We start from the raw sequence: 20,653 nt of genomic DNA, 5'->3' as shown, positions 1-20,653 counted from the left end.
TTAACGAATGATTAGGAACTAAGCGCCATGGCTGATTACACCAAGGCTCGTTTAGAGTTTGTTAACTGGGTGAAGCAGTGTTTAACCGGGGAAAAACTAAAAGACGACTTACTTTTTGAAACCAACCCCTTTAATCGCTACACAACAGGGATTCTTTACCCGACAGGTTCGGAATATGAAAGCGACGATCAAGTCGATGAAGAAGATAGCGATACTAAGGAGGTTTCGTCAGCCAAGAAAACGAAGTACCAGCCCCCTTCATCTATGGGCTTTTCATTCTATATCGATAATACCTTAGAGTCTTTGCGTGTTTTTTTCAGCGCTGTCAGGTTTAAGGATCAAGGCTCACCTAACCGCGTTCGGCATTGGGAGAAACACCCTCTTGTGGATGATGGTGGTGAAGAAATTGAAGCGCTGCTTGAAGCCCCATCGAAACATGTTGTTTGTCAAGGACGTGCCAGGGTCGATGTCAATGTCCGTCCCCATGGGGATGGTAAAATCGTGACAGTGACTCTTTCCAATATTCAGCAAGTCAAACTAAATCAAAAAGAAAAGGAACGTGACAAGTCAGCTGAAAATTCTTTATTCGAAGCTCAACTAAGGTGCTTTTTGCCAGAAAACGCTCTTCGGAACTATCCGCGCGTTAGCAAGGCGTTATTGACTGAAGAAGAGCAAGAGCTCGAACTCCGCTACAAAGATGAACACGTTTATGCCATCGGTCACGGCGTCGCGACGAATTGGAGTGATGACAGCGGTGAAGTGGAGATATTCAGTGAATTTATGCCTACCGTCGAAGTACCTCAGGTCACTGCAAACACCAGCGGTCAATTTACGGAAGTGCTGAGTTTTGAATTCCTCAAGTCAATCCAGTCCAATAGCTGTGTTTTTGATCAGCTTGATGAGTTTGTGGATAACTATTCCGACTGGATAGAAACACAAGAGGACCTTGCAGCATCTGAAGAAGATGATGAGCAAGATACCGCTCACCGTCTCATTTCCCGTATGGAAACCGCTGAAATACGGATGCGAAGTAGCATTTCTCTATTGCGCGAAAATGAAGATGCACAACTTGCTTTCTCGTTAGCCAATCAGGCAATGCTTGCCCAAATGAAGCTTGGTAGTACTAATATCCCCAAGACCCCATACAGTTGGCGACCTTTTCAGCTTGCTTTCTTTCTTATGGCTTTAGAGTCTTCCATTAATGAGGACTGCGACTATAGGGACTGGGTTGATTTGATCTGGTTCCCTACCGGCGGAGGTAAGACAGAAGCTTACCTGGGAGTAATGGCATTCGTTTTTGTCTATCGTCGCCTGAAGTATTCCGCCAGTGGCGGAGGAACTACTGCCATCATGCGGTACACTCTGCGTCTATTGACCTCTCAGCAATTTGTTCGTGCCTGCAAGGTTGTGTCTGCATTAGAGCTCATACGACGGGAGACCCCCGCACTTGGCGAAGAGCCGTATAGCGTAGGGTTGTGGCTAGGAGGTGAATCTTCACCCAACACCTTTATTCAGGCGCTTGATGAACACAGTAAGGGTAACTTTAGTAAGTTTGTTTTGCAGCAATGCCCCTGGTGTGCCACCGCGTTTACAAAAGAGAATTACAAGGCGACTGAAACAAGTTTTCACCTCTCATGTAGTAACCAGAAATGTTCTTTTGGTTGTGACGAAAATAACATTTTACCTTTCAATGTTGTCGATGAAGCACTCTACCAGAAACCACCAAGCTTATTGATTGCAACAGTAGATAAGTTTGCCCGACTCCCCTGGGAAAACCGGGCAGGTGTTTTTTTTGGCGGTAATACCCATCGACCACCGGAACTGATCATTCAAGATGAACTGCACCTCATTTCAGGTGCGTTGGGTTCTATTGTTGGGATTTACGAGGTGGGTCTCGAGGCGATCCTTGTCTCTCGCGGCGTATATCCCAAGTTTATTGCTTCAACAGCAACTATTCGCCAAGCCTCTGAGCAAGTTAAAGCACTGTTCGGGCGTGATATGGCCGTATTCCCCCCCGTAGGACTTCGCCAAAAGGACTCTTACTTTGCACGCGAAGTGCCGTTGAGTGAAAAGCCAGGAAGACTCTACGTGGGTTACATGGCCTTTGGTCGACAACGACAGAATTGTCTTGATGATCTGGCGGGTACCTTAGTCGCCGCCCCACAAGCTCTTTTCTACGATCAAGCCAAACTGAAGGATGCTTGGTGGACTCAGCTGATCTATCACGGGAGTCTTAAAGGGGTAGGTAATAGCAGAACGAATTTTCAGAGCGGCATTCCCCGTATTCAGAATCGTATGCTGCTATCGAATTTTTTCAAAGAAGCCGAAACCATAGAGCCAGGCATTGCTGAGTCACTATCCAGTAAATTAAATGAATTCCCTGGTTTCTTTAATGGAAAGTGTCCAGACGAAATTTCCGATAATCAAGACTTCCTCAAGCTGTATAAACAATTCTTTCCGGCTCGTGAACTCAATATAAAATCACTCACCAGTAATCAAACGGCGGATGCCAATGCAAAGGTTTTTGACTCTCTAAGCTCGACATGCGAAAAGGATGATGCTCTTGATGCTACGCTGGCCACGAACATGGTATCGGTTGGCTTGGACGAGCCAAGGCTGGCACTGATGGTTATAAATGGTCAGCCGTTGACTACAGCAGAGTATATTCAGGCAAGTAGTCGGGTAGGCAGGGGGAAAACGCCTGGGATCGTGTTTGCAAATTACTACAAGACTCAGGCCAGAAGTCTTTCTCACTATGAAAACTTCAGGGCATATCACAGATCATTCTACCGATTTGTAGAGCCTTCAAGTTTGACGCCGTTCACTTCGCAAGTCAGGAGCAGGGCACTGCATGCCGCCCTTGTATCTGCCGTGAGACACTGTGAGCATGGCTTGCTGGAAAATACTGACGCACAGCACTTTGCCAAAGATCAGCCAGAAGTGGCAAAAGTACTTCGCCTGTTAAAGGTTCGCATCAAACATGCACTTAATGGACGTAAAGCCACTGAAGCTGAGGTTCTCGCGCATCTGGACCGACTGGCAGAAGAATGGGAAAAAGAGGCATCAGAGGTCACTAACCTCAGGTATAAACAAAATGACAAGTCCACTGATGGTCTTCTTGCTCCATTTGAAGACAGCCAGTTTGCCTCAGGGCTTTGGAAAACGTTGAACTCAATGAGAAATGTTGAAAAGACTGCTCTCTTTGAAGTAGCAGGTGACAAATATCATGATTGATAAAAACTGGTTTACTCCTGTTCGGTTTTCTCATTTAACAAGTCATGCTGCCGTAGGTTCCATTGTACGTGATCAAAATGACTGGCTGATGAATGTTAAAGATACAAGGTTTTGGTCAGCTCAAAAGATGACTCAACTGTACGCTGTTGAGCGTGTAAAGCAGCACCTTCGAATTCATCAAAGGCTTTTATTGCCACCGACAGCAGAATTTGATGATTCGAAAAACTTGAAGATTCATGGAGCTACAATTCCAACAGAGCGATTCCCTTCGTGGATGAAATGTAATAGGTGTGACCTTCTTTTTTTCGAACCCTGGTGTACCAGTGAGGCAGCGATTGATGAACAGATCAATTGCAATAAATGTAAATCAGGTAATCTGGAGCAGTTGACCTGGTGTGCAACAAGCAGTTTCGGAGATCTCGTCAATGTACCATGGCATCTTATTTGTCATAGAAATAGCAAAAAACGCTGTGTGCCTGATCGTGAAAATAGCTATTTGAAGGTGGTTAGCGGGCAAAGAGGGAAACAAATTGTTAAGTGTGAGAAATGTAAGTCGCAGGCTGTTTTCGAGCAGGCTGACTTCAAGCTGAATAACCATTTTCAGATAAAGCAGAAATTTCCTAGCCTTCTTGAAAGTGAGATAACTTATACGATTATGGAAGTGAACGATCCCAGGGTCTACACCCCCCAAAATGCACAGGCTCTCGTTATTCCTCCAGAGTCAAACATCGATAAAAACTCTTTGGAATATAAGCTGGAGCTTAACTCCCAGTTAATAAATGACATTAAAAACGCAACCCGCAACCTGCAGCGCAAGAAATTAATCAAAAGAGCCATAAGCGCACTTCACTGCACTGAATCCGAACTGATGGCGGCTCTTAAAAACAAGGTTACAACGACCACTTCTTTAGAGCCTGAAATAGTAGCCGGAGACATGCTGGGTGATGAATACCTTGCTCTGATTACTCCGGAAGATTTCCATGAGAGCGCGGATTTTAGAACTCAACACATGACGTCGGATTGGCTGAAGTACATAGATGAACTCCAAGAGGCCTCAGAACTGCAGTCTTCGGCCAGATTAGTAGACCGGTTAGTGGCGGTGGACAGACTTCGGGTGATTGAAGTACTCAAGGGATTCTCCAGAGCGGCAAGCGATATTGAGGCACATCAGCCTATTCCAGTTCTTCCGCCTGATCTGGTCAATGAGGCTGACTGGTTGCCAGCAATAGAGTTATTCGGCGAGGGTATATTTTTTACCCTTGATGCAGAGAAACTCAAGGAGTGGGAATCAACCCAGGCTCTACGGCAGAGAGCCAATGAAATTGAACAGCGCTATCAAGATTCGAATATGCTACTGCCTGATGATGCCACGCCATCGCCTCGTTTTATCATGCTTCATACTTTGGCTCATATTTTGATCCGGGAGCTTGAATCTACAGCAGGCTACCCAGCAGCCTCTCTGCAAGAACGAATTTACTGCTCATCTTCTGATAATATGGCAGGCATTCTTATTTATACAGCAGTGGCAGATGTTGCTGGCTCTCTGGGTGGTATCGTTGACTTGGCAAGACCTGATAAATTCATGCGCTTATTTGATGCTGCTTTACGTCAGGCGGACTGGTGTTCGTTAGACCCGGTTTGTGGGGAAATGGAGGGGCAAGGTCCCTCATGGTTAAACCGCGCGGCTTGCCATGCCTGTGCATTGGTGCCTGACACGTCTTGCAGCTATAACAACGTTTTTTTAGACCGTGTATTTATTAAGGGAAATTCCGCATCGGGAATACCTTCTCTACGAGATGTAATGAGAAACATAGATGGCTAAACGAATTTTTAAGCTCCCCAGACGAGATGAGCTAACTAAAGATCAGAGGAGAGTATTACGACTTCCAGCGGATGGGCAATATTTGGTAGTAGGGGCTCCCGGTACAGGTAAATCAGTGGTCGCACTATGGAGAATGAAAGAGTTAGAAAATAAGCAAAATGTACATTTTTTGACATTCAACCATGTGCTTAATCATGCCAATAAAATCTTACTGGGTGATGATGTTTCGGGGAACATGAGCACCGCAATGTCCTGGCTTTATGATCTTCACTGGAATATCGTCGGCGGTACTGCACAAACCTACCACACAGATAAGATGCCAGAGATTGAAGCACATAAGCCAGACTACGAAAAAGTATCCGAACGCTTTGAACAACACAACGCTAATTTTTCAGACCATAGCCTGATTATTGATGAAGGTCAGGATTTACCCCCCGACTGGTATGAATGTATTGAAAGTTTAAGTATCGAAAATTTCTTTGTTGTTGCGGATCAGAATCAGCAAATTACAGATGAAAACTCATCAAGAAAAGATATTGAAGAGGTTTTGGGGCTTGAAAACAGTGACGTAATTGAGCTGAAAGAGAACTGGCGAAACACGACAGCAATAGCTGCTTTTTCAAATTATTTTTACACAGATAAAACCAGTCCTAAACCACGGCTTCCAAACAGACCTTCAGTAAACACACCCATTTTATTCGAATACAAAACAATCGATCGCGTAAAAGAGCAGATCCTCAGCGAATATGACAGAGACCCCAGCAAACTCATAGGCTTTTTTGTAGCCAATGAAAATAAGCGAGAATGGTGGACTAAGGACTTACAGAAAGATGACAAGAGCCGTAAATATTCGGCTCCAGTAGTCAGTACGTATTTCTCGGATCAAAAGGGAAGTGTCAATATCGATTTTGGCAATGGTGGCATCGTTGTACTGAACGATAAGTCAGTGAAGGGCATTGAGTTCGATATCGTGTTTATCTTAGTTGATGGGTTCAAGCCCATCTCAAATGACAAAGAGAGCTTAATGAAGCGGCTATACGTGATGTCATCGAGAGCCAGGGAAAGGCTCTACCTGCTGAAAAGCTCAAGCCAAACGAGTATTCTGGAAGAGATACTCCCCCCTGAAGATGAAACCGTCATCATTGAGCATAATGGGAAAAAAACGGAAATCGAGTTACTAAAGAGGCGACAGTTATGAGTGCCACTGCCTGGTTTATTGTTACAAATACTGAAAACTTGGAATTCTTTCTCAATTGCGGCTTAATCGTTGACAAAAACGGGTTCCCTAAGAGCGCATATGTGAATGATGCCATGTGTGATACGCCTGATGGCTACCTGCCTTGTTACCCTCAAAGCAATCTATTGGGTGCACTGCAAGTTGCTAAAAGTGAAGATGAGAACCTATCCGAGTGCTTGCTTGAGCTTGATATTAAACAGATTACTGCCTCGGCATTCTATCGCACAGAAGAGCTTGAAAAAGGTGCCTATCACCCATTTAATATCGAAGGCAACATTGATGACTCGCAAACATTTTCTGAGGTGTTGTTGCCTGCGCCACTTCCACTGAGCTGCATCAAAAATATTATTTTAAAGGATGTAGGTACTAAAAAATCTATTGCGATCAAGTACGAGTGCGCTTATGGCAGCAACAGCGGAAAGTTTGTCACCAACAAGGCAGCTCTTTTTAAAGGGCCTAAACGAGCAGAGGGCAACTTAGCTTTAGGAGCTGAAAGTGAGTTAACTGCAACGAAGTCTCTCAGTGAGCAGGTACCAAACAGAAAACTGAACTATAATAAAGCTTTCTCATATGGTGGCGCATTAATCCTTTTATATTACCAGACGAAAAATGGACGACAGTCTTCGCAAACATTTCATGATTTTGCAGCTAACAATATAGATTCTGAAAAACAAAAGAATATAGCGCCATTGTTAGAATTTTTTGGGAAAAATGACAACTCGAGTGAAACTGCTCAATTGTATAGCCAAATCATTCGTTGTATTTCTGATCAGACAAATGTTGATGAAGCACGATACGACATTCTCCAGCTTCTGAAAGATGAACACTTGCCTGCTGGCTATGCCAGAGACTGTGCAGGTATAGCTAATAGTTTGACCGGGCTTGTTGAGCGAACACTTACCGATGATTCTGATACCATTTTTGAGAAAACTATTAAGCATTATGAAGCCAAAGAGCCGGGACGTTCGAAAATATTTATATTGCTGACTATGTTCTTTGTGCGTGACCATTCTGAAACCATGCTGAAGTACTATCACAATAGATTTACAGAAGAGGATTACTGTTTGCTGGCTCTTTTTTTTGGGGCGGTTAATGGATTTATCAATGTTCCATCAGCAATCAGAGGCATTCAGGACTTATCTACCTGGGTTTCATTCAAAATGGCGGAGTATATGCATGAACAAGATAAGAGCAATGTGATAAGTTTTCCTGAACCGTCGAGACCGCTGATGCTCTACGACAAGTGCTTTAAATCTGGCAATACAAATTATTATGAAAAGCGCGATTTTTATATGTGGTTCAGCCGTCATATGGATGTGTCGATTGATGAATTTGTAAATTGGACGACCATGGTAAAACCTAGAGCAGAGCCAAAGATTACGGCAGAGATTATATTTGATTCGCTCGAAAAATTCATGAGCATAAAAACAATTAGTAATGCCAGTGAGCTTTTTAACTTCAATCCAATCATTGATGCATTTAAGAAAAAGTCATAAATGAAGATTATCCCGAACATTCCATACGACAATAACAGTTATGCTGAAGGTCAGGTATTTTCGGCTCTTCAAGCAGCAGAAGTGGAAGGAGCTGATCATGTCGCCTTCCACTCTCTGGCGTTGACAAGTCATGCACAAAAGCGGGAGGGGGAAGCAGATTTTGTTATCGTAAGTACCTTCGGCTTGTTCGTACTCGAAGTGAAAGGAGGTAAAATATCCTTCCAAGATGGTGTGTGGTCTACAGAAAATAAGCATGGTGTTCACCGTATCTCAGATCCATTCAAGCAGGCAAATGGTGCTGTGCATGCGATTAACCAAAAAATCAAAGAGCTTGTTAAGCTTGAGGAAACACGTATCCCGATAGGCTATGCAGTGGCCTTCCCTAATGTGGTATGGAATAAACCTGGCGCTGAGTGGGACCGGGAAATGATCTGTGATTCCACCGATTTACGACAATTTGATAAATGGTTGAGTGATTTATTTGAGTACTGGAACTATAAACGGCCAGCAAATGCCAACCTGCTTTCAAAGGAGGATGTGTATGCCATTGCTACCTTCCTACGACCAAACTTCGAAGTAGTTCAGCCGCTGTTTGATCAAATTGAGAGTGTAAATAACTCATCGGTTAGTTTGACAGAAGAACAGTATCACTATGTTGATATGGCAATGGATAATAGGCGTGTTTTATGTTCCGGCGGAGCAGGAACAGGAAAAACTTTCCTGGCTGCAGAGATGGCCCGGCGTTTTATCGCGCATGGAAAAACAGTACTTTTGGCATGCAAGTCATCTTGGCTACGCCATTATTTAATGACAAGGATCAAGTCAGAAAATCTAGTGGTCGCAACAGTCAATGGGCTCTCTGCAGCGATGAGGCGTTCAGGGCTTGATACTTTTGATGTTTTAATTGTTGATGAGGGGCAAGACCTATTAAACAATAAGGACCTCAATGCTTTGGATCATGTTGTCACGGGAGGGTTGGATAAGGGGCAATGGTACTTTTTTCACGATGCTAATAATCAGGCTAATGTTTTGTCATCCGTAGATGAGAGTGCTTTGGACTGGCTAGGAACAAAAAATAATCCTGCTTATCTTCGTCTTAACATTAACTGCCGAAATACGAGCAATATTCTGACGAGTATTCAAGCTTCACTTAACTGCGATCTAGGAAAACCAACGCTTGTTGAAGGTCCAGAGGTTACCGAATACCGGGGCAATGAGGCTGTATTGGTCAATCACCTTTCAGAACTTTTAAAGGAATTAAGATATTCAGAAATAGACAAGAGCTCTATAACCTTACTCTCATCTGTCAGAAAGCGTCGGTCATTGCTCTCAAAGCTGGCCAAGGATGAAACCGTCGATATTGCTGAATTAGATGATTATAAAGTCAGAAAATACCCCTTCGAAGGGATAACATTTGCAGAAATAAAGCATTTTAAAGGTCTTGAAAGTGATGTTGTTATTCTATTAGATCTTCCTGACCCAGTTTCATTATCTGGTGATGATAGCTGCTCCTTGCATTATGTTGGGATGAGCAGGGCCAAAGTGAAGCTATATTGTTTTTGGGGTTAAACGAGGATATTGTTCTTCACCCAACGCCGTGACAAACAGTACACTGTATTGCGATCTATGTGGTCGTAACCGTATGTGTTTTTAGTGCTAATGGAAAATACCAGCTTATGGTTTTAAAGTCATAGAAATTACCAGCATATGGTTAAAAAACTCACCGGCTTATGGTTAACTTAAGAACGTAAAATCAAGGTGTTACAGGCAATTACTCACCAGCTTATGGTGTTTCCAACATGACTGCTGGTTTTTTAAGTAAAGATTGTCATATTTCAATTATAGTATGGCATAGAATTTAAGAAAAGATTGGCACAAAATGAGTTTCGCTTCTATAAATAGATCAGATGTTTTTGATTCTGTTTATAGGAGCCGAAACTCACGACTCCCTTGCTTGAACAGTACTTAGGTACCAGAAAGTTAACTCCTGGCAATCATCGTCTCAAGTATCCAAGTAAAAAAATGGGTATGCATCTGGCAACAGAATCACCAAATGAATTTAATTTCGCTGAGTTTTTGGAAGCTGATAGCCGTGTAAGAGGTTTCATTTCTCAACCGCAAACTATCACATATGATTTGTATCAAATTGGTCATCAATACACTGCAGATTTTTTAGTTGACTTCTACATATTCAAACCAACATTTTATGAAATAAAGCCCAAAGGCTTTGAAATGTCTGAAGAGGAAGAGGATAAATTTTATGAAATAGAAAAAACCTTTAACGATATGGATTTTAATTTCATTTTGGTTACAGGCGATTATATTGAAAAGGGGCTCGTTTAAAAAACTTTCAAAAAATGAGATTGCACTTAGGTAAAACACCTGAAAAACAAATCATAGAAAAAATTAAACAACTCATTCTTGATACGAAAAACTGTCAAATATCTTTAAAAAAGATAGTAGAACAAATAAGCAAATCAAGAAAAATAAAAAGAGATCAAGCCATAGTCTATGTTTACCAGTGTCTAGCTAATAGGGTTTTAGAATTTGACATATGTCTTGAAGAATTAAATAGCTCAACAATGTTAGGTATTTGGGATGAAAGCTCCAATAGAACCTGAAATGCAGTACCGATTCAAGAGTAGAGTGTACGTTATTATCTCAGTAGGCGAAACAGAAATGATCGTTTCCGATCGTTATGATGGCGAAGAGCTCCATATAACAAAAGATGAATTCTATAAGAGCTGGATGGATGATCAAATAAGACTTATTTCTGGAAGAATATCCAGTTCAACAAAAGAAAAACTCAAAACACCAATATCAACACTGTCTGAAAAACAAAAAAAATCAGCTTTAAGGAAGGAAACATATATTAAGAAATTTGTTGCCGAAAAAGACAAACTTAAAATAATCGGGATAGGGTGGAGCCTCGCGGCTCCACTCCTCCCACAACACCCAGCGTACGGGTCCGTACTGGGCGTTTCGGTTAGTTAAGCGTCTACCATCAGCACAAACATGACAATGGAAGGGTCAGTGATACAAGACATATGACTCACACCACCCGCCGGGCTTTTGTAATCCTGTAATGCCGATATAGTCTCAGCTCTTATGACCTTGCAGCTTTCGGTTCCGCCGTCACCGCTTGGCATGAGCACCAGTGTTTGCTGGCCTTTGTCTGCGTCCGATATATCGAGAAACAGAAACTAATCACCGCTCTAACCGTTCAGGCCTTCACTGACTTCGCCAGCTACTATGCCGTCTGCTGACTTCTGTATGGCGATCAGGACATCTTACGATGACCTCAGTCTGAAATATCAGACACCAGACAGACCTCCCGAGGTAAGTTACACCGCCTTCCCTGCACAACTGCCGGATTTACTGTCCGAGTGTCCGGATGAGTATGGGACTTCGTCATCACATGCTGACTCGTCCTCACGCAGACAGCCTCATATCCGATTTCTATTCGTCAGCTCGCAGTTTTGCTCCACACTGCCTTCAGTCTGCACCTCGCGATACAAACCTTGTGCTTCGCTAGCCCTTCGCCCTCATCTGGCTGGGCAGGGGACTTTCACCCCCAAGCTGTGCAACATGCTCGGCACACTTGAACTACCTCGCAGCAAGCTGCGAGGTATCTATGCATAGTCGCAAGTTCACTGCATGAACAAGCTCATTTGATTTGGGTTCATTGGTGACCTATATAGCTGTTGATAGTCGTTATTTCCTTGATTCTTAACATATTTAGCTATTACGTCTTCTCCAGCATTCTGCCCTACTGTCGTCATAAAATAACCGGAACTCCATAACGCACCACCCCATAGCTCCTTCCTTACTTCTGGGTTGCGTTTAAATATTTCTCTCGCCGTAATGCTTTTTACCGTTTGGACAATATCCTTAGGACTTAGCGTTGGTACTGACTGTATCAAAAAGTGGACATGATCCTTGTCTGTTCCAATTTCCAAAAAATATATCTCATAACGGTCAGTTATATCTAAACAAACTTTCTTAAGTGTGTCGTCTACATCTGCACTGAACACTACTCGTCTATATTTTGCAGGGCAGACTAAATGATACATAAGTACAGTTACATTGTGAGATTTTCGGATAAAACTGCTTTTAACCATCTCTCCAATGTAGACACAAACCCATGCTGCGGCTAACGCCGCAGAATCGCAGCAAGCTGCGGGGAATCAGACCCTAGGCTTCGCATTGAAAGCCGCTCTCACTTGAAAACATGCTTCCGGTGATAGTCCAGATACTCCTTGTGCCTATTATCAAAAGTTGCAAGCTTCATGGACGCGTCAATCCCCATAGCTTCCCGGCTCTGATCCCCCAGCTGAGGTGAAATCATAATTTCACCATCATTATCGAAACTGATATACCCTGCATCAAAGCATTGATCCAATGCCGGAGATAGCAACAGTCCGTTAAAAGGATCAAGTCGCTCAGAAGGGCTGCTCTTTGCCCAGGGTTTAATATGAGAGGCTGTCAGAAGTTTCGAACACCCAGTAACAGCACAGACTGACCAATAATCCTGGAGGTCACTACGGAATTTCTCCTGACCAACACGAGTTTTGACCTTGCTTTCCCTTTCTGTCGCCAAATTCTCCTGCACCTCTACCAAATCACCCAGCTTCCCTTCTTTCTCCATCTGGCTTGATAAAATCCAGGCAAAAGAGTGAGCATCCAGCAAGGTCACTTCTGTATTCAGCAGCTCTGCCAGCATCACCTTCAGATCATGAATGAGCTAAAGGTACACAAAATAATTTTCCCACGAGCACTGATGACTAGTTTTGAACTCTGCACCAAGCAACTCAAAAGCTCTGTCCATGTAATGTGGCGAAATGGATAAAAACTGAGAACGATCTTTTATGAATAATAAATAGCTTATGAGCGGGTACGTTCTACCAAAAATAACTGTCAGTTCTTCAAATGAATCAACTTCTTTCGACGTGTGGTATAGCCTGTAAAGACAACCTTCGATTTTATCCAGATTCCTGTGCCACATACATTGGCTGCTGAGGGCGCTTGTCTTCACCGTACTTGGCTTGCCATGAAACCAGATTATTATTTGGGCTTGTAAGCTCTATAGTCTGAAGAGTGGCAGAAATAATTTCACCGCTACCAATGTCTGATTTTTCCCATGCCTGAAAAGCTAATTGTTCACGAGCTGCTTTATAAATGTCGTATTTGTATCCCTCTTGTCCATCTGTGTAGGGGGTGAGGCAAAGGAATAGAAAAGCAAGCGCCCTTTTTCCAGAACGAATGCCTTAAATTTCTGAAAGTGGTGTGCAAAAAGAGCGGAGCTTATTTAAAGTTGTGTTTTGGTCATGATGTATCCATCAACATTTTATGGGTAAAGTGTTGATGGCATACTCTGACTGAGGTTAAGTCAAGTTGCAGGTCAAAAGCTCCAATGTGGACATATCTACTTGACTCATCCTGCTTCAGTGCAACAAGTATTCATCATGTGTATGGAATCTTTTCCTTTGTTCCATGCGGAGCCTTTCACCGTTTTACTGTCAAGTGCGACGATCCGGCTTTCAGGGAGTTCGAGCTCGGAAGGAACACCCTGTATCCATGGAATGAAAATCTGGCGAGACTCTTCGGGATCGAGAGAAGGAGAGTTTACAGACTCTGGGGCCATAGCACTGTCCAATTTGTGATCATATTTTTGCCCTGACATATGTAGTCTGATTTGATACAGATCAACAGTTCTAATTTTTCACTCATGTTACGCACCCCTTCATCGACTGAAGTTTCTGGAACGATGATTTCAATGCAGTGAGATAAAGCTTTGCCCGCAACTCAAAATGGTTTAAATCAAGCTTATTAGCCAGCACCTCGAGACGAAATGCCGAATATATCGACATAAACAGATGATTACTCTGCGTCAAAACTGTATAAGTCGGTGACTTGGCCATTGACGCATTAGATTTGAGTGTTTTATGGAAGACTTCAACTTTCCACCGTTTTTTGTAGATCGCCTTCAAAGCCTCTGCGTCACACTCAAGATCACTGCATATCAGATAGAGAATGCCCTTACTGCCATCTTTGTTTGTAAAGACCTGCCGGAACAGCAGAACGGGGAAGTCCACGCCTGCAATCCAGCCTTTGATAGGCTTTTCTTCTGAGAAATCAATGGAATCTATGCGCTGTGAGCGCCCCCGACTTTTATCTTCCTCACTCAGCGAAACCTTCCGGTTTGACTTGCTGGCCATGACAAAATGCTTATCGCATTCGTGTCGTATATACAGCATGTTGTCGTTAGAACAGAACCAGCTATCTGCCAGCACGTAACGAAATTTGAGCTGATTATCACAGCAAACTTTCAGCATCTCCCGAAAGTCTTCGTTCTTGGTGGTTTCAGCCTTGCGTTTAACTTTTTTAGTTTTTACGTCGGAGTATTGAATAGGCTTTTCGATAAGCTTGTAGGCCACGGGAATAGAGATATCACCGACATGGTAAACAAAGTTGAGAAGGTTGATACCTTTTACCGAACGACCAAAGGTGTGATCAAAGTGCCATGCAATCAGGTCGTTCTCATCAGTGTAGAGTTTCTCCTGAATAGTGTCGTCGGCAATAAGTACTCCATCATCGCGCTCTTCCTGACGCACAACGGCTTTAACATGGTGCCAAAGAGTCTTACTGTCGAAGTGATTACGGGACAGAAGGCGTGTTACCTGATCATGGCTGTATGCGCCGTCCAGCAAAGATGACAGCTGTGTAGCTGTCGTTTTGCCGAATGAGGACAGCAGGTAATCGCTATACAGCTCAAACAGCTCTGTGTTCATGCTCTAAAGCATGGCAGATTTTTCTGGGTGCGTAACATGAGTTTTTCAGAGGCAATCCTGTGCTAATTGCTGATAGCTTGACTTTGCAGAGATATTGTAATCTGGCAGTAATAAAAGATTTATTTTTCTGGGTAGTTGGGTTATGGCTTTATTATGACTAAGACTGTAGACGAAATAGCAAAGCTTGCGGGCGTATCCGTCACTTCAGTCAGGCTCGTTATCAATGGGCAGGACAAAAAATACAGAATCAGTGAAAAAACCCGCGATAAAATTCAGGGCATTATTAAGCAACACGGCTACACCATCAATCAGACCGCCCGCAACCTGAAATTAAAACAGACAAGAACCATCGGACTGATTATCCCAAGCCTTACCAACCCTTTCTTCGCCTTCCTGACTGAAGAACTTGAGGCCAATTGTCGTGCTGCAGGCTATCAGCTAATAACAGCTTGTAGTGGTGATGATGAAGAAAAAGAAGAAAGTGTTTTCAAAAACCTCATGGCAAGAGGCGTTGACGGGCTATTCATTACACCTTCCTCAGCAGAGCGGCAAACAGCTCTTGGCTCTAATGAGAATGGAAAGCCAATTGTCATCCTTGACCGTGACTTTGGTATATCAAGCTTCCCTGTAGTGGCTACTGACAACTACAACGGTGGGGTGGTCATTGGGAAAAAGTTGGCAAACATGGCTAGTGAACTCTTTTTTTTAGGAGCCGGTATATCCCTGCCGTCTGTCCAGGCTCGACTAAAAGGGTTGATCGTTGGGCTTGGTAGTAATGGCTTTAAATTGACGGATAATGAGATCATCCTTCATGGCAAGAATGAGCGTATGAATGGCTATCTGATCATGCAGCAGATTTGCCAGCGGCTGGGAAGGGCGCCACTCGGTATAGTCACCGTCTCTTTGCCTATTTTAGAGGGTGCAATGGAGTACCTTCATAAAACATACGGCAAAATTGCCCCGGATATGGTGATAGGCTCCTTCGACGACCACCCTATGCTGGAATTTTGCCCAAACCCAGTCGTTTCCATGAAACAAAATACAAAACTCTTGTCAGAGCTGAGCATAAAATTAATGAAGCAGTTACTTAACAAAGAAGCCTCTGAAAGCAAGCTTCACATTGTTAAGCCCATAATTATAGAGAAGTAAAACCTCTCAATATCATATGAGCACCTTCTAAAAAAGACCCGGCTTCTTACGGAAGCGTGGGTCTATTTCATTTAGAACGTATTTGGAGTTTGAAGGTTTATCAAAGTGCTTGTTTATACAGCTCGTAAATATCCTCTGCAGTCGCTGACCTGCTATTCCCGCCATAACAAGGGTCATTCAAGGCTTTTTCAATCCAGCGACCAAGAGCCTCTTCTTTCACACCCAGCTTGCCAAAACCGGAAGGAATCCCCACCTGATCAGAGAGTTTCTTAATCAACGAGACTGCCAGCTTGGCAGCCTCCGCATCGTTAAGGCGCAGAGTATCCCCCCCCATAGCTTCAGCAATTGCTCTGAATTTTTCCGGATTTTCCGCAGCATTAAATGCACAAATATGAGGTAGCAATATAGCGTTACAAACACCATGTGGGAGATCGTGAGTCGCACCGGGCTGATGCGCCATAGCGTGTACCAAACCAAGACCTGCGCTATTGAAAGCCATGCCTGCCAAAAACTGAGCACAAGCCATTTTATCCCGTGCCATCAGGTTTTCACCCTGCTCAACAGCAACAGGTAACCACTGACTAATAATGCGAATGGATTCCAATGCGCTATGGTCAGTCAGTGTATGTGCCCCCACACTAACGTATGCTTCAATGGCATGAGTCAGCGCATCCATTCCAGTCGCTGCCGTCACAGAGGCAGGCAAGTCAGTCATCAACTCAGGATCATTTACAGCAATATCCGGGATTTGTTTAGGGTCAATGATCACCATCTTGACTTTATTGTCTTCGTCAGTGATGACTGAATTAGATGTCATTTCAGCAGCGGTACCAGCTGTCGTGTTAATAGCAATAAAATAAGCACCGCTATTCTGAACTTTTCCAATGCCATTATAATCGCAGATATCCCCGTCATTGCTAGCCATAATGCGAATTGCTTTGGCAGCATCTACAGGGCTCCCCCCACCTACTGCAATGAAACAATCACAACCTTCACGCTGATAAACCTCAACCCCTTTACGCACCAGGCGGGCGGTCGGGTTGGGCATCACGTCATCAAACAGGTAAGAAGCCACGCCAGTCTTGTCAAGCTCGGCCAGTAACGCGTTAAGAACACCCAGCTCCAACAAAGTCTTGTCTGTAACAATCAGAGCTTTCTTTACAGGCTGTTTTTTCAGATGCGCTACTGCATCAGCAACAGCGCCAGAACCCGAAAGACTAAGTTTGGGCATATTTAATGCAAAACTCATAACAAACAACTCCTACTATTTATAAACAGGTGTTACACCCTTTTTTAAAATAATGTTGCCGTACTTGGCGACTTCACCACTCATTACTACTGCGAAAGCCTTTTGTGCTCTTTCATAAAATGCAAAGCGCTCGGCGCGGCATATATCCAGTCCAGCCTCATCACCAAATAGCGCTTTTCGGTACCTTCTCTCGACATCTGGATCAAGCTCATCACCGTCGGTTGGGCTCATCATAATAAGTGGAGGCGAATACGCATCGAGTTCGAAAAGAGGAATAATAGCTTTCAGCAGTTGATCTGCCGGAACACCGTCAGCACGAACAACATGATTACTCAAGGCATGACCAGGAAAATGCGCATCAGCAATCAGTAATTCATCGCCGTGTCCCATTTCTGCTATTACTTTTAACAGCTCCGGTGATACCAGCGGAGATATTCCTTTCAACATAATGTCTTCTTCCTTTACAGTTTTTTTGTAAAATAGTTAACAGCTTGGGAGCACGGTTTCATATTGAATATTGAACGCCATTCGTGCAGCATCGGGACTTTCAAACAAACCCGCACCAGCCATTGCAAACATTGAAGCACCCAAAACCGTTGTTTCTGATTCTTTGAGCACTTTAACAGGCAGTTGAAGAGTATCGGCTTTGAGTTGATTCCAAAGAGGGTTTTTGGAACCACCGCCAACAAGGATTAATTCAGACGTTGAAAAGCCGCCAATATCTTCAAGCTGTTTAAGGCTGCCTTTTAATTTGGTACACAGTCCTTCAAGAGCTGCACGATAAATAGCACCACGGCCAGTGTTGAGAGTAAGTCCGCAAATAGAGCCGTCAGACTTGCCGTTGCGACCTGTCAGAAAATCCGGATTAAAATTCACCCCATTGCACCCGGGCGGTACGTCAGAAGCCTCTCTAATCATGCTGGTGTATTTCTCAGCGCCTTCCAGCCCGGTATACAGCTGATTGCCAATCCACTCCAGTACACCTGACGCCAACCATTGAATGCCCGGGTTATAAACGCCTTCATGAGAGTCCCATTCGCAGGTAAATCCATCATCAAATACATTTGACGACAATTGATCAATATGTCCGGAACGGGCCATTAATATTTCCCAAGTGCCAGAAGACAACACTGGCTGACCTTCTTTGGCACCAGAGCCGTAGACAGCAAACTGCGTATCGTGTCCTGTGGAGATAACCGGAATACCGGCTGGTAGACCCAGCTTGTCGGCAGGGTCAGGTAGCAGTTCACCGATCACTTCGCCAGCTTGAACGACTTCAGGAAAAAAGTGAGCGTCAAGACCAAGTACAGAAAGAATGTTTCCATTGAACGCCTGCGACTTCAGATCAGTAAGCTGAGCCGTCCCAACCATTGTGGCATCATTGGTCATTCGTCCGGTCAGTTTGTGAGTAAACAGTGAGCTTATGAACATCCATCCGTGGGCATCTGTCAGCAACTCAGGTCGATTTTCCCTGAACCAAATAAGCTTGTTCAGTGTATTAAAAGCGAAATGCCCAACGCCGGATTCCAATGCGACCTCGTCAGGATTAAAATATTCCTTAAGCCGTTGCATAGATGCGTCTGTGCGAGGGCACTTCCAGCTAATGACGGGATAAACCAACTCGCCAACATTGTTAACCAGTCCTCCGTCTACACCAAATGTTGTGACAGTGATGCCTTTTACTTGCTCAGGGCTGACCTCATTCAATACTTCACGACAGCAAAGGCTGAATTTTTCAAAAATACGTTCCAGCGGCCAAACATGCCATGAAGGGTTATCTGGAGCTGGCTCAGTCTCATTCGACCTGGAAGACTTGGCGACTACACAGCCCTCAGCGTCTACAGCAATTGCCCTGACATTAGTGGCTCCGCAGTCCAGTACAATAACAAGGTCTTGCGCCATAGTAACTCCTAACACATATCTAGTGTCGTATAAAAAGAAAGGTGCGTTTTATTCACTAATAACCCGGCTTAGATCATCGGTCTTGCAAAGGCGGATCAGGCCTGATTTCCCAACCTTTGACGAATCGCATAACAGCACGCTGCGTTCTGCACTTCTCAACATTGACTGTTTGATCGCAGCGTTAGCTTCGTTGCTTTCCCAGACGCCTGACTCCTCCTGAAAGCCGGTGCAGGAAAAAAACAGAATATCCGCACAAAAGTTACCAACCTGTGATGTTGCAAGCGGCCCGAGAAAAGCACCGTACTTTTCCGAGTATTCCCCACCAATGGTTAGTGTTTTGATTTTTCGTCGTGACACCAATTCGAAGGCTACTCGCATTGAATTGGTGATCACGGTTAACTTCATATCAGGCAGCACTTTTGCCAAATACCAACTACTTGAACTGGCATCCAGCATGATGGCGTCACCAGCCCGAACCAGGCTTGTTGCTTTTTGTGCTATAGCATTTTTTTCTGACGCTTGCTCATCAGCCCTTTGCCCAAATGCCAATCCCACCTCGTCGCCTACCAGCGACAGTGCACTTCCATGTTGACGACGGAGCAGGCCTTTTTCTTCCAGCACTCTCAGATCTCTGCGCATGGTTTCAACCGAAACATCGAACTGCACAGCCAAATCTTTCACGCTGACAGAGCCGGAATGATCAACCCGGTTCACAATACCCCTAAGGCGATTGTTTAACTCTTTATTCACTTTGAACCTCTCAATGCAAACTACAATAAAACGGTCGCAATCGGTCATCCTTGATTTACATCAATAGTGATGCAAACAGCCTAACAGAAAGAAAAATCACCTAAAATACAGTCTAAAACTTACTGCTCAAGTAAAATTTCTATTGAATAAAACAAAAGCAATATCGTATATTTAAAAAATATCGGTCACATTCGGTCATCCCGAAGTGTAAAACACTCACAATTACCATTGGCGCGAACCGAGCATTATTTCAGCAAGGAACCACTACCCATGAGTATCAGATACGACCTGTCCGGAAAGATAATTGAAGCCTGCAAGGGCATGAATCAATCAGGCCTGAATCAGGGAACAGCCGGTAATATCAGTTGCCGCTTTGATAATGGAATGTTAATTACACCTTCCGGCATTGCTTACGATCAAATGGAAGAAAATGATATTGTCTTTGTCAGTAATGATGGCACTTATGACAATAACAAAGTGCCTTCCAGTGAATGGCGCTTCCATCAGATCATTTATCAAACGCGTCCGGATCTCAATGCCGTTGTTCACAATCATGCACAATTCAGCACCACGCTATCAATTTTGAATAAGGCTATTCCAGCCATTCACTACATGATTGCTGCCGCAGGCGGTAAAGATATTCCCTGTATTCCCTACGCCACCTACGGTACTCCAGAACTGTCAGACCATGTTGCCACGGGCTTTGCTGAAAGAAATGCCATCTTGATGCAGCATCACGGCATGACCGCTGCCGGAGAAACGCTGGCCAAAGCAGTCTGGTTGGCAGAAGAAGTTGAAACCCTGTCCAAGCTTTACACTAACTTACTGCAAACAGGACTGGAAATCCCGACGCTTTCCGACGATGAAATTGCCGTGGTACTGGGCAAATTTAAACATTATGGATTAAGAGAAAAGAGCTGAATCATTCATGAAACCGGGTCTTTTGACCCGGTGTTTTAAAATTCTGTAGTGTTCAGTAAGCAGTCTATGCAGGTGTCACTTTCTGGTTAAAAACGGTGATTT

The 20,653-nt window shown here is 43.8% G+C and carries 18 protein-coding genes and 1 pseudogene; 10 read left to right on the top strand and 9 right to left on the bottom strand.

Annotation, left to right across the window (positions count from 1 at the left end):
* The first annotated feature begins 27 nt into the window (after positions 1 to 27).
* From EZMO1_RS03890 to EZMO1_RS03855, 8 genes are all read left to right on the top strand, one after another.
* Positions 28 to 3,234, top strand: coding sequence for a helicase-related protein (locus tag EZMO1_RS03890; RefSeq protein ID WP_034872268.1), 3,207 nt, complete (start codon positions 28 to 30; stop codon positions 3,232 to 3,234).
* A complete protein-coding gene (gene drmB / locus EZMO1_RS03885) occupies positions 3,227 to 5,056 on the top strand; it encodes a DUF1998 domain-containing protein (RefSeq protein WP_051789197.1) in 1,830 nt (609 codons plus the stop codon). Before EZMO1_RS03890 ends, drmB begins: the two co-directional genes overlap by 8 nt.
* The gene (locus EZMO1_RS03880; protein ID WP_034872266.1) at positions 5,049 to 6,254 is read left to right on the top strand and encodes an AAA family ATPase; all 1,206 of its coding nucleotides are present in this window, start codon (positions 5,049 to 5,051) and stop codon (positions 6,252 to 6,254) included. The genes drmB and EZMO1_RS03880 overlap by 8 nt, the downstream gene beginning before the upstream one ends.
* Positions 6,251 to 7,789, top strand: a complete 1,539-nt coding sequence (locus EZMO1_RS03875) for a hypothetical protein (protein WP_034872264.1) — start codon at positions 6,251 to 6,253, stop codon at positions 7,787 to 7,789. The genes EZMO1_RS03880 and EZMO1_RS03875 overlap by 4 nt, the downstream gene beginning before the upstream one ends.
* On the top strand, positions 7,790 to 9,358 hold the full coding sequence (locus tag EZMO1_RS03870; protein WP_034872262.1) for a nuclease-related domain-containing DEAD/DEAH box helicase: 1,569 nt from the start codon (positions 7,790 to 7,792) through the stop codon (positions 9,356 to 9,358). It begins immediately after the preceding gene.
* 381 nt (positions 9,359 to 9,739) lie between these two features.
* Positions 9,740 to 10,132, top strand: a complete 393-nt coding sequence (locus tag EZMO1_RS03865; protein WP_145912459.1) for a hypothetical protein — start codon at positions 9,740 to 9,742, stop codon at positions 10,130 to 10,132.
* A 14-nt stretch (positions 10,133 to 10,146) separates the two neighbouring features.
* Entirely contained in the window at positions 10,147 to 10,410 is a 264-nt protein-coding gene (locus EZMO1_RS27190; protein ID WP_034872260.1) for a hypothetical protein, read from the top strand.
* Complete coding sequence (locus EZMO1_RS03855) at positions 10,388 to 10,783, top strand: hypothetical protein (protein ID WP_145912458.1); 396 nt, start codon at positions 10,388 to 10,390, stop codon at positions 10,781 to 10,783. Before EZMO1_RS27190 ends, EZMO1_RS03855 begins: the two co-directional genes overlap by 23 nt.
* Here the strand turns inward: EZMO1_RS03855 and EZMO1_RS26515 are convergent.
* The 4 genes from EZMO1_RS26515 to EZMO1_RS03835 all read right to left on the bottom strand — a co-directional run bounded on the left by EZMO1_RS26515 (position 10,780) and on the right by EZMO1_RS03835 (position 14,580).
* Positions 10,780 to 10,938, bottom strand: a complete 159-nt coding sequence (locus tag EZMO1_RS26515) for a hypothetical protein (protein ID WP_160173990.1) — start codon at positions 10,936 to 10,938, stop codon at positions 10,780 to 10,782. The two genes, EZMO1_RS03855 and EZMO1_RS26515, sit on opposite strands and share 4 nt — an antisense overlap.
* 501 nt (positions 10,939 to 11,439) lie before the next feature.
* A complete protein-coding gene (gene tnpA / locus EZMO1_RS03850; RefSeq protein WP_061509261.1) occupies positions 11,440 to 11,910 on the bottom strand; it encodes an IS200/IS605 family transposase in 471 nt (156 codons plus the stop codon).
* Between the two features lie 98 nt (positions 11,911 to 12,008).
* A complete protein-coding gene (locus EZMO1_RS03845) occupies positions 12,009 to 12,512 on the bottom strand; it encodes an HNH endonuclease (protein WP_051790763.1) in 504 nt (167 codons plus the stop codon).
* Positions 12,513 to 13,515: 1,003 nt separating this feature from the next.
* Positions 13,516 to 14,580: an IS701 family transposase gene (locus EZMO1_RS03835; protein WP_034873259.1), complete on the bottom strand. Its 1,065-nt coding sequence runs from the start codon at positions 14,578 to 14,580 to the stop codon at positions 13,516 to 13,518.
* 135 nt (positions 14,581 to 14,715) lie between these two features.
* Between EZMO1_RS03835 and EZMO1_RS03830 the strand changes: the two genes are divergently transcribed.
* Positions 14,716 to 15,729 carry a LacI family DNA-binding transcriptional regulator gene (locus EZMO1_RS03830; RefSeq protein ID WP_152557075.1) on the top strand — a complete coding sequence of 338 codons (1,014 nt, stop codon included), beginning with the start codon at positions 14,716 to 14,718 and terminating at the stop codon, positions 15,727 to 15,729.
* Between the two features lie 100 nt (positions 15,730 to 15,829).
* Here the strand turns inward: EZMO1_RS03830 and fucO are convergent, their stop codons facing one another.
* The 5 genes and pseudogenes from fucO to EZMO1_RS27980 all read right to left on the bottom strand — a co-directional run.
* On the bottom strand, positions 15,830 to 16,978 hold the full coding sequence (gene fucO / locus EZMO1_RS03825; RefSeq protein WP_034879862.1) for a lactaldehyde reductase: 1,149 nt from the start codon (positions 16,976 to 16,978) through the stop codon (positions 15,830 to 15,832).
* A 15-nt stretch (positions 16,979 to 16,993) separates the two neighbouring features.
* A complete protein-coding gene (fucU, locus tag EZMO1_RS03820) occupies positions 16,994 to 17,425 on the bottom strand; it encodes an L-fucose mutarotase (protein ID WP_034879773.1) in 432 nt (143 codons plus the stop codon).
* Between the two features lie 36 nt (positions 17,426 to 17,461).
* A complete protein-coding gene (gene fucK / locus EZMO1_RS03815) occupies positions 17,462 to 18,880 on the bottom strand; it encodes an L-fuculokinase (RefSeq protein WP_034879772.1) in 1,419 nt (472 codons plus the stop codon).
* A gap of 48 nt (positions 18,881 to 18,928) precedes the next feature.
* Entirely contained in the window at positions 18,929 to 19,501 is a 573-nt protein-coding gene (locus tag EZMO1_RS03810; RefSeq protein ID WP_236632097.1) for a DeoR/GlpR family DNA-binding transcription regulator, read from the bottom strand.
* A gap of 9 nt (positions 19,502 to 19,510) precedes the next feature.
* Positions 19,511 to 19,678 (bottom strand): annotated as a pseudogene (locus EZMO1_RS27980) (DeoR family transcriptional regulator); the annotation flags it as partial.
* 222 nt (positions 19,679 to 19,900) lie between these two features.
* Here EZMO1_RS27980 and EZMO1_RS03805 point away from each other — a divergent pair.
* Positions 19,901 to 20,551, top strand: a complete 651-nt coding sequence (locus EZMO1_RS03805) for an L-fuculose-phosphate aldolase (RefSeq protein ID WP_034879770.1) — start codon at positions 19,901 to 19,903, stop codon at positions 20,549 to 20,551.
* Positions 20,552 to 20,653: the final 102 nt, after the last annotated feature.

It is taken from the genome of Endozoicomonas montiporae CL-33 (genome assembly GCF_001583435.1).
In the GTDB taxonomy this organism is placed as follows: Bacteria; Pseudomonadota; Gammaproteobacteria; order Pseudomonadales; family Endozoicomonadaceae; genus Endozoicomonas_A; species Endozoicomonas_A montiporae.
Note: the sequence above shows the minus strand (reverse complement) of the source record. Positions and strands in the feature narration are given on the sequence as shown.

Coding starts and splice junctions, on each gene's coding strand:
- fucU (WP_034879773.1), bottom strand. CDS start 17,425: ATGTTGAAAGGAATATCTCCGCTGGTATCACCGGAGCTGTTAAAAGTA.
- EZMO1_RS03805 (WP_034879770.1), top strand. CDS start 19,901: ATGAGTATCAGATACGACCTGTCCGGAAAGATAATTGAAGCCTGCAAG.
- EZMO1_RS27190 (WP_034872260.1), top strand. CDS start 10,147: ATGAGATTGCACTTAGGTAAAACACCTGAAAAACAAATCATAGAAAAA.
- drmB (WP_051789197.1), top strand. CDS start 3,227: ATGATTGATAAAAACTGGTTTACTCCTGTTCGGTTTTCTCATTTAACA.
- fucK (WP_034879772.1), bottom strand. CDS start 18,880: ATGGCGCAAGACCTTGTTATTGTACTGGACTGCGGAGCCACTAATGTC.
- tnpA (WP_061509261.1), bottom strand. CDS start 11,910: ATGGTTAAAAGCAGTTTTATCCGAAAATCTCACAATGTAACTGTACTT.
- EZMO1_RS03890 (WP_034872268.1), top strand. CDS start 28: ATGGCTGATTACACCAAGGCTCGTTTAGAGTTTGTTAACTGGGTGAAG.
- EZMO1_RS26515 (WP_160173990.1), bottom strand. CDS start 10,938: ATGCCAAGCGGTGACGGCGGAACCGAAAGCTGCAAGGTCATAAGAGCT.
- EZMO1_RS03870 (WP_034872262.1), top strand. CDS start 7,790: ATGAAGATTATCCCGAACATTCCATACGACAATAACAGTTATGCTGAA.
- EZMO1_RS03835 (WP_034873259.1), bottom strand. CDS start 14,580: ATGAACACAGAGCTGTTTGAGCTGTATAGCGATTACCTGCTGTCCTCA.
- EZMO1_RS03855 (WP_145912458.1), top strand. CDS start 10,388: ATGAAAGCTCCAATAGAACCTGAAATGCAGTACCGATTCAAGAGTAGA.
- fucO (WP_034879862.1), bottom strand. CDS start 16,978: ATGAGTTTTGCATTAAATATGCCCAAACTTAGTCTTTCGGGTTCTGGC.
- EZMO1_RS03875 (WP_034872264.1), top strand. CDS start 6,251: ATGAGTGCCACTGCCTGGTTTATTGTTACAAATACTGAAAACTTGGAA.
- EZMO1_RS03880 (WP_034872266.1), top strand. CDS start 5,049: ATGGCTAAACGAATTTTTAAGCTCCCCAGACGAGATGAGCTAACTAAA.
- EZMO1_RS03845 (WP_051790763.1), bottom strand. CDS start 12,512: ATGCTGGCAGAGCTGCTGAATACAGAAGTGACCTTGCTGGATGCTCAC.